Source organism: Bradyrhizobium sp. B039, from assembly GCF_038965675.1.
GTDB lineage: Bacteria > Pseudomonadota > Alphaproteobacteria > Rhizobiales > Xanthobacteraceae > Bradyrhizobium > Bradyrhizobium diazoefficiens.
In genome coordinates, this window is record NZ_CP152416.1 from 5867997 (window position 1) to 5882103 (window position 14107).

The 14107-nt window shown below is 59.6% G+C and carries 18 protein-coding genes and 3 pseudogenes; 13 read left to right on the plus strand and 8 right to left on the minus strand.

Translation table 11 applies throughout. The features are described from left to right. Window positions 1-55: 55 nt before the first annotated feature. The 4 genes from AAFG50_RS27925 to AAFG50_RS27940 form a co-directional block, all read right to left on the minus strand. A complete protein-coding gene (locus AAFG50_RS27925) occupies window positions 56-817 on the minus strand; it encodes a hypothetical protein (RefSeq protein ID WP_166465999.1) in 762 nt (253 codons plus the stop codon). A 72-nt stretch (window positions 818-889) separates the two neighbouring features. After that, complete coding sequence (locus tag AAFG50_RS27930) at window positions 890-1810, minus strand: hypothetical protein (protein WP_074076795.1); 921 nt, start codon at window positions 1808-1810, stop codon at window positions 890-892. Window positions 1811-3456: 1646 nt separating this feature from the next. Beyond that, a complete protein-coding gene (locus AAFG50_RS27935) occupies window positions 3457-4008 on the minus strand; it encodes an RNA ligase family protein (protein WP_311997709.1) in 552 nt (183 codons plus the stop codon). A 78-nt stretch (window positions 4009-4086) separates the two neighbouring features. Continuing rightward, window positions 4087-4326, minus strand: a complete 240-nt coding sequence (locus AAFG50_RS27940; protein ID WP_038967817.1) for a hypothetical protein — start codon at window positions 4324-4326, stop codon at window positions 4087-4089. Between the two features lie 379 nt (window positions 4327-4705). Here AAFG50_RS27940 and AAFG50_RS27945 point away from each other — a divergent pair, with 379 nt between their 5' ends. The 4 genes from AAFG50_RS27945 (at window position 4706) to AAFG50_RS27960 (ending at window position 7218) form a co-directional block, all read left to right on the plus strand. Beyond that, window positions 4706-4969 (plus strand): hypothetical protein, encoded by a 264-nt coding sequence (locus AAFG50_RS27945; RefSeq protein ID WP_028176062.1) that lies wholly within the window; start codon window positions 4706-4708, stop codon window positions 4967-4969. A 74-nt stretch (window positions 4970-5043) separates the two neighbouring features. Then, window positions 5044-5199, plus strand: coding sequence for a hypothetical protein (locus AAFG50_RS27950; RefSeq protein WP_157839456.1), 156 nt, complete (start codon window positions 5044-5046; stop codon window positions 5197-5199). Window positions 5200-6743: 1544 nt separating this feature from the next. After that, entirely contained in the window at window positions 6744-6944 is a 201-nt protein-coding gene (locus AAFG50_RS27955; RefSeq protein ID WP_074076794.1) for a hypothetical protein, read from the plus strand. Window positions 6945-7068: 124 nt separating this feature from the next. Continuing rightward, a complete protein-coding gene (locus tag AAFG50_RS27960) occupies window positions 7069-7218 on the plus strand; it encodes a hypothetical protein (protein WP_156149849.1) in 150 nt (49 codons plus the stop codon). Window positions 7219-7424: 206 nt separating this feature from the next. Here the strand turns inward: AAFG50_RS27960 and AAFG50_RS27965 are convergent, their stop codons facing one another. Continuing rightward, complete coding sequence (locus tag AAFG50_RS27965; RefSeq protein WP_231166531.1) at window positions 7425-8435, minus strand: PAS domain S-box protein; 1011 nt, start codon at window positions 8433-8435, stop codon at window positions 7425-7427. 560 nt (window positions 8436-8995) lie between these two features. Between AAFG50_RS27965 and AAFG50_RS27970 the strand changes: the two genes are divergently transcribed. From AAFG50_RS27970 to AAFG50_RS27980, 3 genes are all read left to right on the plus strand, one after another. Next, window positions 8996-9214, plus strand: coding sequence for a hypothetical protein (locus AAFG50_RS27970; RefSeq protein ID WP_038967816.1), 219 nt, complete (start codon window positions 8996-8998; stop codon window positions 9212-9214). Beyond that, window positions 9211-9459: a hypothetical protein gene (locus tag AAFG50_RS27975; protein WP_038967815.1), complete on the plus strand. Its 249-nt coding sequence runs from the start codon at window positions 9211-9213 to the stop codon at window positions 9457-9459. Before AAFG50_RS27970 ends, AAFG50_RS27975 begins: the two co-directional genes overlap by 4 nt. Before the next feature lie 164 nt (window positions 9460-9623). Next, window positions 9624-9818, plus strand: a complete 195-nt coding sequence (locus AAFG50_RS27980; RefSeq protein WP_074076792.1) for a hypothetical protein — start codon at window positions 9624-9626, stop codon at window positions 9816-9818. Here AAFG50_RS27980 and AAFG50_RS27985 read toward each other — a convergent pair. Both AAFG50_RS27985 and AAFG50_RS27990 read right to left on the minus strand, forming a co-directional pair. Then, window positions 9740-10348: a cysteine hydrolase gene (locus AAFG50_RS27985; protein ID WP_074076791.1), complete on the minus strand. Its 609-nt coding sequence runs from the start codon at window positions 10346-10348 to the stop codon at window positions 9740-9742. The genes AAFG50_RS27980 and AAFG50_RS27985 overlap by 79 nt on opposite strands. 2 nt (window positions 10349-10350) lie before the next feature. Continuing rightward, entirely contained in the window at window positions 10351-10893 is a 543-nt protein-coding gene (locus tag AAFG50_RS27990; protein WP_211434525.1) for a phosphatase PAP2 family protein, read from the minus strand. Window positions 10894-11263: 370 nt separating this feature from the next. Here AAFG50_RS27990 and AAFG50_RS27995 point away from each other — a divergent pair. From AAFG50_RS27995 to AAFG50_RS28005, 3 genes and pseudogenes are all read left to right on the plus strand, one after another. Beyond that, a pseudogene (locus tag AAFG50_RS27995) lies at window positions 11264-11626 on the plus strand (divalent metal cation transporter); the annotation flags it as partial. Between the two features lie 20 nt (window positions 11627-11646). Continuing rightward, window positions 11647-11988, plus strand: a complete 342-nt coding sequence (locus AAFG50_RS28000) for a DUF3147 family protein (protein WP_038967813.1) — start codon at window positions 11647-11649, stop codon at window positions 11986-11988. Between the two features lie 5 nt (window positions 11989-11993). After that, on the plus strand, window positions 11994-12428 hold the full coding sequence (locus AAFG50_RS28005; protein WP_011090440.1) for a DUF3147 family protein: 435 nt from the start codon (window positions 11994-11996) through the stop codon (window positions 12426-12428). Here the strand turns inward: AAFG50_RS28005 and AAFG50_RS28010 are convergent. Further along, window positions 12425-12607, minus strand: a complete 183-nt coding sequence (locus AAFG50_RS28010) for a carbohydrate porin (protein ID WP_082901065.1) — start codon at window positions 12605-12607, stop codon at window positions 12425-12427. The genes AAFG50_RS28005 and AAFG50_RS28010 overlap by 4 nt on opposite strands. 34 nt (window positions 12608-12641) lie before the next feature. On the opposite strand from AAFG50_RS28010, the pseudogene AAFG50_RS28015 reads away from it, so the two are divergent. From AAFG50_RS28015 to AAFG50_RS28025, 3 genes and pseudogenes are all read left to right on the plus strand, one after another. After that, a pseudogene (locus AAFG50_RS28015) lies at window positions 12642-12809 on the plus strand (PAS domain S-box protein); the annotation flags it as partial. Window positions 12810-12971: 162 nt separating this feature from the next. Further along, window positions 12972-13304: pseudogene (locus AAFG50_RS28020) on the plus strand (hypothetical protein); the annotation flags it as partial. Between the two features lie 2 nt (window positions 13305-13306). Next, window positions 13307-14035, plus strand: coding sequence for an SOS response-associated peptidase family protein (locus AAFG50_RS28025; protein WP_028173431.1), 729 nt, complete (start codon window positions 13307-13309; stop codon window positions 14033-14035). The last annotated feature ends 72 nt before the right edge of the window (window positions 14036-14107 follow it).

Sequence of the window (14107 nt, forward strand, 5' to 3'; positions counted from 1 at the left end):
TCAAGATTATCAGGCCGGTTACATCCGCCGTGCCCTCTGATCCAGATGTCGCCGATTACTGCACCCGATTTTGTGCAGATGATGGCAGCCGCACGGCATTGAGGTAATCACATGCGGCGCGAAAGCGCTCGGCCGCCAGCTCGCCCTTGCGCCACTCGGCGCGCCGTCGGCGCTCGGCCGCCAATTGTAGACCCGCGACCGTCGTTGCGATAACGTCGTCGATCTCCGCGCCCGTTAAGGTCTGGCGAATTTTCAGCACGATGCTCAGGGCCATGATGATTGGGCCGTGTGGGCGCAGCAGATCGTGCGCCTGCTGCTCGCAGAACGACAGGAACCGCTCGACAGCCTCTGCCGACTTGCAGACCAATGTCGCGAGCGCAACTGCTTGCTCAACGTCACTAACGGAGGGCACGGGCTCACCTGGCAGAAGCATACGTTCCGCGACAGATGCCGCGCCCAGCTCAATGCAACGGTCGAGCACGTGCAAGTACGTATCTGCGGCATCGCCGCGAACCTCGCCATCCTGGGGCATGAGGTCCCGCAATTGGCCGCACAGCTCCGGCACATCAGCAGCGTCGTCATCGCTGCCGAAGGCAACGCTGTGGCGCGGCCCCCACACGAGACCGCCGTACTTCCCGTTCTGATCGGGATTGATTGTCGCTCCGCCGAGCGGCTTGCCGAGCAAGCGCGCTGCCACGGCGTGACCGGCTCCATGAATTGCAATCCGCTCGTCCTCGCACTCGGTGCGACCGATCTCGGCGAGCAGATCGTCGTATTCGTCGTGCTCGTCGCCAAAGCTCATGTTGTCATCATTCATGCCGGAACTCCTGCGGCCAGCTCATCGCGTCCGATGAGCTGGCCGCCTTCCACCGACTCCGCGAAATCTTATTCACGAACGCGGAACGTCAATCAGGATCGTGCGCGGTTCCGCGGCGGGGAGCGGAGTGAAGTTCGCTGAGCGCGGCACAGGATCGAAGTGCGGCAGGTTCTTGGGCTCCTCGACGACATCGAGATCGATGACATCGGGCGCGCGCGGATTGAAGTCGCCGCCGCGCGTACCACGGAGCCGAGCGCGCTTCGGATCCGTCACCAAGACCGCCACACCCATGCGCAGAGCACGCTGCGCAGTCGTCACCGGCATGGTTGCATCTTCAAATTGCTTGGCGAAACGGATGCGGCCGTCGTGATCGCGGAAATTTGCAGACTTCATCATGAAGATCATTTGCGTCGGCGGCGACGGCTCAGCAATCGGGACCGAAGTGGTGACCGGCTGGGCTGCCGGGATAGGCGCAACGCCCTCGCGGACCGCGACCACCATGCCGCGCAGCTCCACGAGCGCAAAACCGGCAGCGACTTCGACCTGCGTCGCGGTGTTGCAGATAAAGCGGACCATTGCGCCGCTCTCATGGTGGAAGTGAAGTTTCTCCAGGGCGTCGGCAAAGCGCTTGCCAGCCGCCAGATAATCCGGCAGCGCCCGCTCGACGGCATCGAGATCACTGGCCAGCTTTTCGCTTGCGGCCTTGCGTTCGACAGTAGCGCGTTCTGCTGCGAGCTTCTGCTCGGCATCGGTAATCTTCGCCTGCACCTCCACGAGCGCATTCGCGTAACCGTCGCGGGTCACAGCGCAGGCGGCGACCGCCGTCTCCAACTTCGCGCGGGCCTTGTCATCGGCATCAAGATCGGCATCGAGGTGGTGACGCTGGAGTTTCGCTTTGGCGTCATCGTGGGCCGCTTCCGCAGCGGAATGGCGGCTATTCAAGGCTGCGGCGCGCGTGCGCAGCGAGGCCAGTTCGGCTTCAAGCTTTTCCATGGGTGATTTTCGTCGGAAGAATGGTGTCATGCCTCCTAGCCTACGGAGAGCAAACCGATTTGCGAATGATGGACCTGTGGCCTGCGCCACATGGCTGGGCATTCAAGGGCAATTGTTGTGGTGATGCCCAATGATTGCCGGATCGTTGGGCGGGCGCACTTGCAAATGGCCTCAGATCAGATGTCCGCTTGCCCCTGATAAGCGGCGGAATAGCGGACGTTCTCCAGTGGCTGCTTGGGGCCAGGAGCGGACAGCGCGTTCTAAAGCCCCGTCAGTGCACGGTTTACTGATATCTCTTGCAGCCTCTTCTCACTGCATCCGGACGCAATATTATCTTCCATTCCATTGTGACCAGCGGCACTCCAGCCCATCGTTCGTAATCACATTCGTAGTACACGCCGCGCCGCCCGACTCCCCTCGCGCATCTCGCGCCAGCGGAAACCAGCTCTTTCTGCAAAACTTGAAGATCTGAACCCGCAGGAAAGCGACTGTTCAGATACGTTTGCGCGGCGCTACAATCTCTTTTCGCGGCAAGGACTCGAAATAGTTGAAATCGAAAGTCGTCGGATCTCCTCCCATCGCTTCTTCACAACATATGGATGGAAGTACCACGACCAATAGTGATACCCAACCCGCCGAGCCCGAGCGCATCTCCCATGTCCTTCAACCAGTCGTTAGGCTACGGAAATCGAACCGCGAGAATACAAGTTACTCTGCTAGTGGCTCTACAATGTATTCAATTGGTTTGAACATGCACAGCTAAAGATTGCAATTGGCAGGTCGTTACGCCGGCCGAAGTGTTGTCTTGATGTCTGCAACGGGTCATTCGCGTTCATTTGGCCGCATCCCCACCACGTCTGCTCTGGCGTCGGCTGCTGACGAGCCGGGCGCGGTTGCAAGTTCGCCCTCGGGGGCGTTCTCCGTGGTCAGTTTCGTTCTGGCCGGCCACTGCCGCTGTCTCGGATCGCCCTGGGCAATATCACTTGGCCTTTGGTCGAGACGGTGGTGGTCAGTTTCTGTTTGGATCAGCAGGCACGGCGGACGTAACCGGCCTGATGATCGTGAAGGGCGACGACGTGCGACATCGTCGGGGCCTTTCTGCTTTGTGTCAGGGGAAACGGATCGGCCTCGCCACGGCCGCCTATCTATCGACGTTATCTCCGCGGGTTGCAAACCGCTCGTCCACGGGCGTTGGCTGCCGCCTGGGTTCGTAGCGCTGCACTAAATTCAAAAGGCGCTTTTTGATGAATGGGTCGGCTTGCTCTGCGAGTTCACGTAATATTTTCGCACGTTGCCTATTAAATTCGTCGTCCAACATAGTCGGCCCCATCATAAAATATGAGATCGCAATAGTATGAATGTAGCGGCTTAGGCTTCGCGAGAAAGCCCAAAATATTTTCCTGCGTGACTAATACGAACGGCCGCGCGTTACAGAAAGACCATCTACAGACGGTCTTTCTGTAGGCGCCGGATGCGCGTGGCTTCTTCCCCGCCGATCACAATATTACCAGCCAATTTTTAGCGCAGATTATCTACGCAGGTCAGGCTTATCGTGTGAAGCCGAAACCACGGTGCAAATCATGGAACAAGAGAAGAGTTGCTTGCGTGCAACATGCTAGTGCCTGCCAACTTGCTTGTTCGCGACCTCACAGCTCCCGCTCCATCGCGGGGTGACTGCGTTTTTTTACCTTTACCCAATGCTTGCTCCGGCCCGCCTGATCAGGCTGGTCGCGACGCTTCGATACCAATCCTTCAAGACCCATGTTGCACGCGGCGCGGAATAGGTCAGGTCCAAGCTCGCCACGCTCAAAGGGATTAACGAAAACGCCTTCAGGACGCCGCGCCAGCAGGCGCTCCAAGTTCGTCTTCCGCATCGACAACGAGAGCCTGCGGTGATCGTCGCCGCCTTCGGCGAGAATATCGAAGGCGCAGAACTGCACTTCGTGGTCGCGCTTGCGCGAGTGAAGTGCGTTGAAATCGGAGATGCCATCGACGCCGAGCACGACTGCTTCGCCATCGAGGACGAAATGCTTCTGGCGGACCTTGCGCGCGGCCTCGACGATCCAAGGATAGCGACTGGCCCAGTTGTACCCGCCGCGCGTGATCAGGCGTACCCGGTGGCCCTCGCGCTCAAGGCGAAGACGGTAGCCGTCATACTTTACTTCATGAAGCCAATCCGGCCCGCTAGGGACCGCCACGCCTCTGCTGGGAAGGCAAAACTCAAATGAACGCATTCAGGAAAAATAGGCATTCGATGCCTGATTACGAGATGGAGCTTAGGGCAACTCGGTCAAGCTGGCGTCCACATTTTTACGGCTTGGGCGGCAGATCAGGAGCGATGTCGCTGCCGTGCTCTCACCGATAGCCTGCTCTACTGCGGATGCGAGCACCGCAAGGTGTTCAGCCAGTTTGGCAAACAGTTCGCGCTTTTTGGGGTCCGTCGCCAAGTCGCGAATAAGGGCGCACTCAGCGGCGTCTCGCTGTAGCTTCTCCAGTTGGGCCTGCATGTCTTTCATCTGCGGCCTCGATGTTCCAGTGCGGGAACATTACAAATACCTATTCCGGGTCACAAGTGAACAGAGCGATATCGCCGACTGGGACTAGCCTCCAATTGCGTGGCGCCTCCTCACGGCGCCAGCCCGTCGGACCGCTCGGCCCCGCAACTGTCCCCTCCGTACCGCCGCAAGTGGGCCGGGCTGGTCCGAGGGGCTTTGCGCAGCGTCAAAGCGATATCCTGCCATGTCGGACAGACTGGACGCGTAGCCGAACAACCTATTGTCAGGCTTCTGAGGTTATGAGGCCCTGGGCTCCTAGGCGCACCGGGCCTCGCCTTAACTGCCTATCCGCCCCTGACTGTGTGTTGATCTCGCAGGCGATGTGCGACAGGAGGCTAACGTGTCCGCCGAAAATTACGCCGATGATCTCCGCGCGACCGTGCGCTTTGCTCTAGAGACGACCCGTGCAATCGCGGTCTGCCCCTTCCATTCTCAAGTGACCATCCGCATAGGGGATGATGCGGCCGAGAGCCATGCTTTCGAGCGCGCGAAGAGAGTCGTCAAGAGTGACGGCACGAACTGGGACCCGCGGGCTCTTATGGGCGAGATTGGTCGGCAGCTAGGTGAAGCCGCTGACGGTGAATGTCCGCTTTGCGCGTCGTAGAGAGCCATCCGTCTGGCGCTCACCCGCGCATATTGTGCGAGCGCGGTTGCTGGCCGCTCGCAGGTGCTCGGCTGATGTTTGCGATCACCTGTTTCGCCGTTTTCGTATCCGCACAGTCAGCCAAGCCGCGGCCTGAAGACTGCGCACTTCCGCTGCAGGCTGATACCGACCTGCATTCGTCGAATTCGCAATCTTCTTCGCTGCATCTTCGCCACATCGCCTGCCGTTGAGATCGCCGGCGTCGCCAGTCCGTGTAACTACAGCTCCGGATGAATACTGTGAGAAAAGCTGACTTATCGAGCGATCTTTGTGTGGGTGCGCCCCAGCGGCAAAGAACGTGGCCGCGATATCGAGCGTACGAAAAGCCGTCCTCAGCGACATTCGCGTTTCGACAAGTCTTGAGGGAGCTGACCGCACGAGCGGCCTTCAAGCGCCCGAGGAACATCTCCGCGCGCGGTCGGTTGGCCGAGTGATTGCCGATGAAAGGACGGGGCGGCGGGAGGAGGCTGCGGTGGCAAGAACATCGATCTCGAAGACCGACTTGGAGCTTATGGCGCTTCAGCAGATTCGGAGCTTCCCGGGCGGCGAGCATGCGGTTTCTGTCGAGGTCGAATGCGTCGCTGGCGAGGCCCGAGACGTGACCTGGAGGCTTCATGTCACCGCAAAGGACGAAGCCGACTTCGGGCGTATCCATTATGCCGCAGAGACCACGACCGAAAGATTGAAGCGACGGTATTGCCTCAAACGGTGACCAGATGATCCATCACGTCTCGCTCGGCAGTAACGATGTCAACAGCGCAAGAGCTTTCTACGATCCGCTGATGTCCCTTCTCGGACTGCGGCTCCTCAAACACTCGGACCGTTCGCTCCACTACGGCGCCTCGGATATCATTTTCAGTATCGAAACCCCGATAGACGGGCTTCGGGCAACGGCAGGAAATGGCACTCACGTAGCTTTTCAAGCACCGGATCGCGAGACAGTGAGAGCTTCCACGCGACCGCACTTGCGCTTGGAGGCGTTGACGAAGGGACTCCCGGCATCCGAGACAATTACAACGCGAATTATTTTGGTGCCTTCGTACGCGACCTCGATGGAAACAAGATTGAGGCGGTGACGTACACCGCAAGAGAAAGCTTTTAAGAAGGCCCTTGAAATTCGCCCCGGCTCGGAGGCTGTCGAGGCCGGTGTCCCGAGAAGCGCGTCCTGCAAAGCGAGAGGATTTGAACCTCCGACCCTAGTCTCCCAAGCGCGGGCAACCTTTTGATCTTTCGATGTTATTTTCGAACTACCCTATTCAGCCCCCGCTGAATGAGCACGCTTTTCGGCCCGATTGGAACGTGAGCCTGACGTACCGCATTACCGCGCATGCCGAGATATTTCTTTCACATTACGCACGAGCGCACCGAGATCGACCGCGTGGGCGAGGACCTCCCGGACAAGCATGCCGCGTGGAAGGAGGCCACTGTCACCGCCGGACAGATACTACAGGGCATTGACGGGAACCTAGTACCGGGCCGAGACTGGCGGATGGAAGTGGCCGACGAGTTTCAGAACACGCTCTACGTTCTGCATATTCGGGCTGAAAAACCAGCGTAAGGCCGCCTCAGTTGGCGGTCTAGTGTTCGATTTTCATTGCGAACTGAGTGTTCGCGAGCCACATACGATAGCCCACCACCGTTGTTCCTCCAGATGGAACCAACTTGTCGGGATCCGCATCTTAGGAATCGGAAAACTCAAACCCTGCGGTTAGGACCCGTAAGACGAGGTGTTGTCATGCAGCGCCGCCGCCGTTTCAAACAAATACAGTCCCTTGAAGAACGTTTAGCCGAAATAGCAAAACGCCTCCGTGAAGAGGCCAAATCCCTCCCCCCAGGAATGGAGCGCCAAGAAAAGCTCCGCAAAGCCTGGCAAGCCGAAACCGGCTCGCACGTGAGCGAGTGGCTGAGATCGCCCGGATTGCCACTGCCTGAGTAATCCGCTCAGCGGTTTCAGGAACATTTGCCGGCATAGGCCGGTTGATCGCCATCACCGTTACAACATTTGGCCTTTGCCGGTGACTGCGAGTCCTTGTTCACGCCTCCCACCGTGGATGGCAAGCATGTGCGAACATTGCGTGGAGCTAGATAGACGGATCAACCACCTGAAAGGCTTGCTTGCGAAGGTAACTGATGCACAGACAGTCGCCGCAATCGGCGCGATGGTCGAGAAAATCGAAGCCGAGAAGATCGCCCTCCATCTCACCAAATAAAGGCCGCCTCAGTTGGCGGCTTCTCCTGTTCGAGGATCGAGCGGCTCAACGCGCGAAGGTTTATCGGGTGCTGTCCTAGGCCGTGTACCTATAAACCCGGCGGCGTCATGTGACTGGTGACTACGTCTGCTTTGCTCCTATAGCGACCAAGTTCTTGGGGCAGCGCAATATGTCGTGAGAGCAGCGAAGCCAAGCTCGATTGGGTTTTACGTCGGAACGGCGATTTCGCAAACTAGCCCTTCCGCGCGCCAGTCAAAATGCACCTTGCCGCCAAGTGGGGTGATCGTTCCTTCGATGAGGCGGCTACCAAAGCCCTTGCGTTCGGGCGCATTTACCCTCGGACCGCCCAATTCGGTCCAGCGGAGCATTAGCTGTCCATCCTCGGCTCGCGACCAATCCAATCCAATCCAGCCTTTCGCGTTAGACAGCGCTCCATACTTGGCAGCGTTGGTCGCTAATTCATGCAAAACCACAGCAATCGCCTGTGCAGCGGTGGGTTCTAATACAATTTGCAGACCCTCCATCACAATCCGCTTGTCTTGGCCTTCTTGGAGATAAGGGGCGAGCTCTTGCTTGGCGATCGCCGAGACCTCGGCTCCTATCCACCGCGTTTCAACAAACAGCGAGTGAACATTTGCCATCGCTTGGATGCGCCCGCTGATCACTTCCTTGAGGCGCTCGGAGGTGTCGGACTGAGAAAGATTGATGATTGCCTGTACGTTCGCGAGGATGTTCTTGCTTCGGTGCTCCGCCTCGCGAGCCAGAATGCGAATCTGCTCCTGAGCTCGCTTGTGCTCGGTAATATCTCTAGCAATCTTAGATGCGCCAATGATGTTGCCGTGGGCATCTTTGACAGGAGAAACGGTCAGCGAAACGACGATTGAGCTACCATCCCTACGTCGGCGAACAGTCTCAAAATGGTCGAGGCGCTCACCTCGTCGGATGCGGGTTAAAATCTCGCGTTCTTCGCTTTGTCGGTCCTCCGGGATCACAAGTGTGATAGGCTGGCCGATCGCCTCGGCGGCCGAATAGCCGAAGATGCGCTCAGCCCCCTTATTCCAACTTGTAATAATGCCGTCCAGATTCTTGCTAACGATCACGTCGTCGCTAGATTCAACTATGGAGGCCAGCAGATTGGCCAACCGCTCGGCACGGTCCAGGGCCAGCTCGCTGACGAGAGCTTCGCGTTGAAGTCCCGGCTCTCCTTTAATCGCCAATAGGACCCCCAAACCCAGATGTTGCACTGCCGTTGGTGCCCAATCATAGCACCGAAAGCAAAGGCAAGAAGGTGTCCGTTGGGACGGTTTCAGCGGAAATTGTCGGTCCCCTTCTACTCGGTAAGTGTCCAACCGGGGCCTGCCCGGAAGCGTTGCGTCTGGACAGGGCTGGCTGCGCGTTATGAGTCCGCGCCCTAGTTAAGACACTCGCAGGGGCAGACAGGAGACACCCGCCTAATCTGCTGCGTCTGTGGCAGCGAAAAAATCAATTAGACGATTCACAAATGTGCTTGCGAGAATCTTTAGGATCGGGAAAAATCGGCAATCCGGGGCTGGCTAGACCATTTGATCTCGGAATTATTGAAACCCGGACGGGGCCGCTGATGGCGAGTCGGCGGCCCTTGTCTATGTGGCAGGGCGGCTGCCAAGTTTTCCTGGTGCCCCGCGACCCCGTTGGCGACGTGCTCTATGGTACCGAACTCCTAGACCTATGCTATTGGCGGTCCACCGCAAAGATTGATACGTGACAGCGCCCGTGCCGAGCTCCTATTAAAGCCCCCATGACCACGCCGATCACGATCAAGAAGCACGAACGCGTCCCCGACACCGGCAGCTATAAGGTCCGCTTCGCGGACGGCCGTCCGAGCGTCTATTTCTACTGGGGCGACCTGCCCGGCCGGCGGCTTCGACCGGATCTGCTGACGCGCAACGAGGCCGAGGCCAAGGCCAAGGAACTGGCTCGCATCGAGCGCGACAAGCTCGCCGGCGCCAGCGCATGAAGCACGTCGAGACCCGCCACTTCGCAGATCCGCAAGTTGCCGCACGCAAGCTCCTCGAGCTCGCCGCCGGCGTCGAGCCCGTCAATGGGCGCATTCACATCGAGAAGATCAACGCGCCGTTCCTCTCCAGGAACGGCTGCAAGGCGACGGGCCCGGAGTTCGGCACCGGCATCCAGCATGCGGTCGAGAGAGGCTGGCTCGAGCTGCACGAGAGCGGAACCTTCGTGCGGCTTAATCAAGGCTGAGGTCCAATAAAAACGGCCCCAGCATACCCCTATGCTGGGACCGTTGGAGGTGCTTGGCGGTAGTGGGTCGCTAAGCATCCCTAGCTTAGGAAAAACTGGCAATCAGGTCTGTGCGCTTTCGTACACAAGCGGTATGGTTCCGCTCGGGAACGGAACTGATCGCAATGAAAGGCATGCAGGCTCAATTGGAAAAGCTCCGCACGGATGCTGCCGAGTGCGCCCTCATCCGTGACCTGGCGACCGCCCCGAAGAAACGAGAGCTTTTTACGAGGTTGGCTGATCACCTGACGACGCTCCAGCGCGCAAGGATGCTGGCAACCGGCGCCACCTCGATCTGCAAGCTGAACCTCTTGGTGTAGAGATTGATGAGCGCATCGTGACTTTCATCAGACGAGCTGCAGAGCGCGTCCTCAGCGAGGATAACACGGTAGCCGATATCGACCGCAGCCAGCACCGTTGCGAGCACACAGACATCGGTCTCACCGCCAGACACGATCAGCGTGTCCACCTGATGCTCATCCAGAAAGGCTTGCAGGCGCCTATTGGTGAATGCGCAGTAAGTCTGGCGGTCGATGACTGTGGCAGGCGGCACAAAGCGTGTCAGGGCCGGCATCAGCTCAAGCAACCCCGGATCGGCCTTGTCGCGTGTCACGCATTCCCATTTCTCATAATAGGCTTTCCAGACGCCGCGCGCCTCGGCCTTGTTACGGACCGGAATGAAGCGCGTGAAGACGGTACGTGGCGGCGCGTGCGCAATCAGCCTGACCGCCTCGGGTAGCGCACGCTCCAACCAGGGCGTTGCCCACGGGGCATACGGTGCGAACAACCTTTGCATGTCGATGCAGAGATGGACGGCGTGAGGACCGGGGGGTGCGAGCAGTTGCCCCATGACTAGCCCGATCTTCCCTGACGACCAAATCCCGTCAGCCGCCTTATGACGCGCTCCAGCGCGACTCCGATCGCCAGACCCGCAAGTACATCACTTGCCCAGTGAGCCAGCAGGAACACGCGCGTCGACACCAGAACGGCGCCGAGGCCCCACGCGAGATTGCGCTTGGCGGGCGACAGGACCGCGGCGGCGGATGCGAGGGCACCGACATGCACGGCATGCCCCGAGGGGAACGCATCCAGCGCGCGGCCGGAGAGTGGGATGCCATGCAGATGGCCGCGCACGGTGCGCCGGTCCGGCCGCACCTGGTCAAAATGCGTTTTTAGAAGATGTGGCAACAGGACAGAGGCGAGCGTCGTCAGCAGCACATGATCGCTTGCGTGCCGCTGCGGCAGTGGTTTGGCGCGACACCAGAGCCACCATCCGACGGCAACCGCGGTCAGAATATGCTCATCCGCTCCCCAGGTCAGCGCGCCCGAAATCCGCTCCGGCAGCGGACGGGTGTGTCGCGCAATCGCACGCGCAAGTTCGATATCGGCGGACAAAGGATGTACTCGTATCGTCATCGACTGCCTTCTCTCGCAGATGTCCTTATGCCCTGCAGCAATCTCCGTAAAAGAGTGATTGGAAAGCAGAGCAAGTCGACCTGGTCTTTCAATCAACCGCCTCGAAAACCGTTCCCGGCGAGGAACTGTGCGCCGGACGGACGCGTTGGATGCGAGGGACAGATCAATGGAGGAGAGAGCCATGGGCTTTGGACGAGGCGCATTGTTGTGGTTGCTGGGCATACCGTTGCCGATCATTCTGCTGCTCGCGATCTTCTGGCACCATTAAACCAGCGGCACAGGTCAGGCGAGCCTGTCGGCCAAAGGACTGTCAAAGTGCCCTGAGCAGCCCTGATGTAATATTCATGCGATGCTGGCCGGCTCGACAGCCTATGCCATTGGCGAAGGCCGCAGATGCCCCGTTGGCCTCGCCCGCAAACCGCGGCAGGCCATGGCGTTTTATTCGGTGCTTGCCCTCTCGGTCGGCCTCGGTGTGGCGCTCAATTTCACGCCAATTGATCCGATCAAGACGCTTTACTGGAGTGCGGTCATTAACGGGGTGCTAGCAGCACCGGTAATGACCGTTTTAATGCTGCTTGTCAGACGGCGTGACGTGATGGGCAAGCTCGTGGTCGAAGGCTGGCTGTATTGGCTCGGCTGGGCGTCGACGGCGGCGATGGCTCTTTGCATCGTCGGCATGGCGGTCAGCATGCTGGTACCAAGATCGTCCTAGAAACGGCGATCAAGGAGGAAATGGTGGACTACGCGCTGCGCTTTCTGATTGGCGGCTTGGTCGTTTCCCTGTTTGCGGTCATAGGCGACGTGCTGCGGCCCAAGAGCTTCGCGGGATTGTTTGGCGCCGCGCCCTCCGTAGCTCTAGCAACGCTCGGCCTCGCCTTCTCAAAACATGGCGGCGACTATGTTGCGATCGAAGGCCGCTCGATGATGCTCGGTTCGATCGCGCTCGCGGCTTACAGCGTTGCTGTTTGTCAGTTGCTGATACGGGCCGAATGGTCGGCGCTCAAGGCCACCCTCGCCGCTTTCGCGATCTGGCTTGTGGCCGCGATAGGCCTCAAGCAATTTTTGATAGGCTGACCACTATGGTTGTCCACTTCAAGTTCTCCGCACTCAAGCAGGGACGACTTTACGAATATGTCGTGCGTTTTGCATTGGGCGGGTTGGCAACCGTGGTGGCTGGCCTTGTCGCGGACGGGGCAGGGCCGGAGGCCGGCGGGCTGATGCTGGCCTTTCCAGCGATCTTCTGTGCCAGTGCGACCTTGATCGAGAAGCATGAGCGTGAGCGCAAGGAGAAAAACGGCCTGCGCGGGCAGCGACGCGGAAAGGCTGCCGCCGCACTTGATGCCGCCGGGGCCGGATGGGGAAGTCTGGGCCTTGCCTGCTTCGCGCTCTTCATCTGGCACGGACGCGCTTTACAGCCCGCGCTCTGCCTCGCAGCGGGTTCGCTCGTCTGGTTCGCGGTCGCCGTCCTCATGTGGCGCCTACGGCGCGAACTACGTTTCGGAAGTCCCTCCTAAAATTTAAGAGTCGTCCGCAAGCCGAACACGGAAGCATTCTCGAGTGGCGTTCCGGCTAGAGGTCCTGAAGGGTTCGTTGCTCCTCCACCGGGGTGAATAATGTACTGAAAATTGGGCTGCAGCGTCCAGCCATCCCTGATCTGGTACTGATAGACGGCGGTTAGAAGGCCTTCGCTCACAGGTTATTCGGCGGCCCAACTGCTGGGCCTAACAATTTTCGAGGAGACGCATCCGGAAGATGTGTCGGAGGATCGCCGTCAATTCCAGCGCCAGCTCGCGGGCGAGTTCGAGCGCTGCAGCATCGAAAAGCGCATTGCCCGCAAGGATGGCGGCCATATCTGGGCCCAGGTGACGTCGTCGAGCGTCCGCGATGCTGACGGGCGCTTTCTTTATGCGGTTCGCGTTCAGCACGACATCACCAATCGCAAGCGAGCTGAGAGGCACTATCCCGTCGCATGGAAGAACACGCAGCGCTGTTTGCCTTTTCGGAGCGATTGCAGCATTGCACCTCGCCCACCGATTGTTACGAGGCCGCCCTTAACCCGCGCTAAGGGCGAGACCCTTATCCGACAGGCAGACAAGCTGCTCTGCGAATCGTGGAATGAGAGGATGTGGGCCGACGGAGGACCGATCGACCCATCGCCGACTGTCGACCAGGGCATCAACGGCGGTTACGCCTGGCTTGAGATCGAGTGCTCGCGGTGCAAGACCCGGCGAGACGTCGACCTGGCGGCGCTGCGCCATCCACCGACCACATTCGTCCATGACCTGGCCAGCCGCCTCCGCTGCAGCAAATGTGGCAAGGCAGGTCGCCGGCCCTCAGCTACCCTTCTGCAGCTGGCATCGCGCTCCCGCCAGGCCGCACCGGAGATCTGATTGTGTGCAATCTCTATTCGATGACCAAAAACGTAGATGCGATCCGCCGGTTGTTCGGGGCGCTGAACAGCCGCGTCGGAAACCTGCCGTCGATGCCGGGCATTTTCCCCGACTACCCGGCGCCGATCGTGCGCAACGGGGCCGAGGGGCGCGAGCTTGTCATGGCACGCTGGGGCATGCCGTCTTCGGCAAAAGCAATCATGGACGCAACCAAGAGGCGCGCGGAGAAGCTCGAGGCCAAGGGCAAGACCGTAGACTTCAAACAGCTGCTCCGGCTGGAGCCGGACAGCGGCACGACCAACATCCGCAACACAAGAAGCAGCCACTGGAAGCGCTGGCTCGAGCCAGACCACCGCTGTCTAGTGCCCCTCACGTCGTTTTCCGAGTACGACACGATCGACGGCAAGAAGGTGCCGGTGTGGTTCGCCCTCGATGAGTCTCGCCCGCTCGTCGCTTTCGCCGGCATCTGGACAAACTGGACCTGTGTGCGAAAGGCAAAGGAAGGCGAGGTCACAGCCGACCTCTTTGGGTTCCTTACCTGCGATCCGAACGCTGAGGTAAAGCGCGTCCATCCCAAAGCGATGCCCGTGGTCTTAACGACGGCGGAGGAGTACGACGTCTGGATGGGCGCGCCCTGGGACGAGGCAAAGGTGCTGCAGCGGCCGCTGCTGGACGGCGCGTTGAAGATCATCGCGACGGGCGAGAAGGAAGATCCCGCTGCGGCCGCATAGTGTTGTGCGCAGGAAGGTGGAACACGTGGACAAGCTACATTGCCCGCGATTTCGAATCCCTGCCCTGTGCTA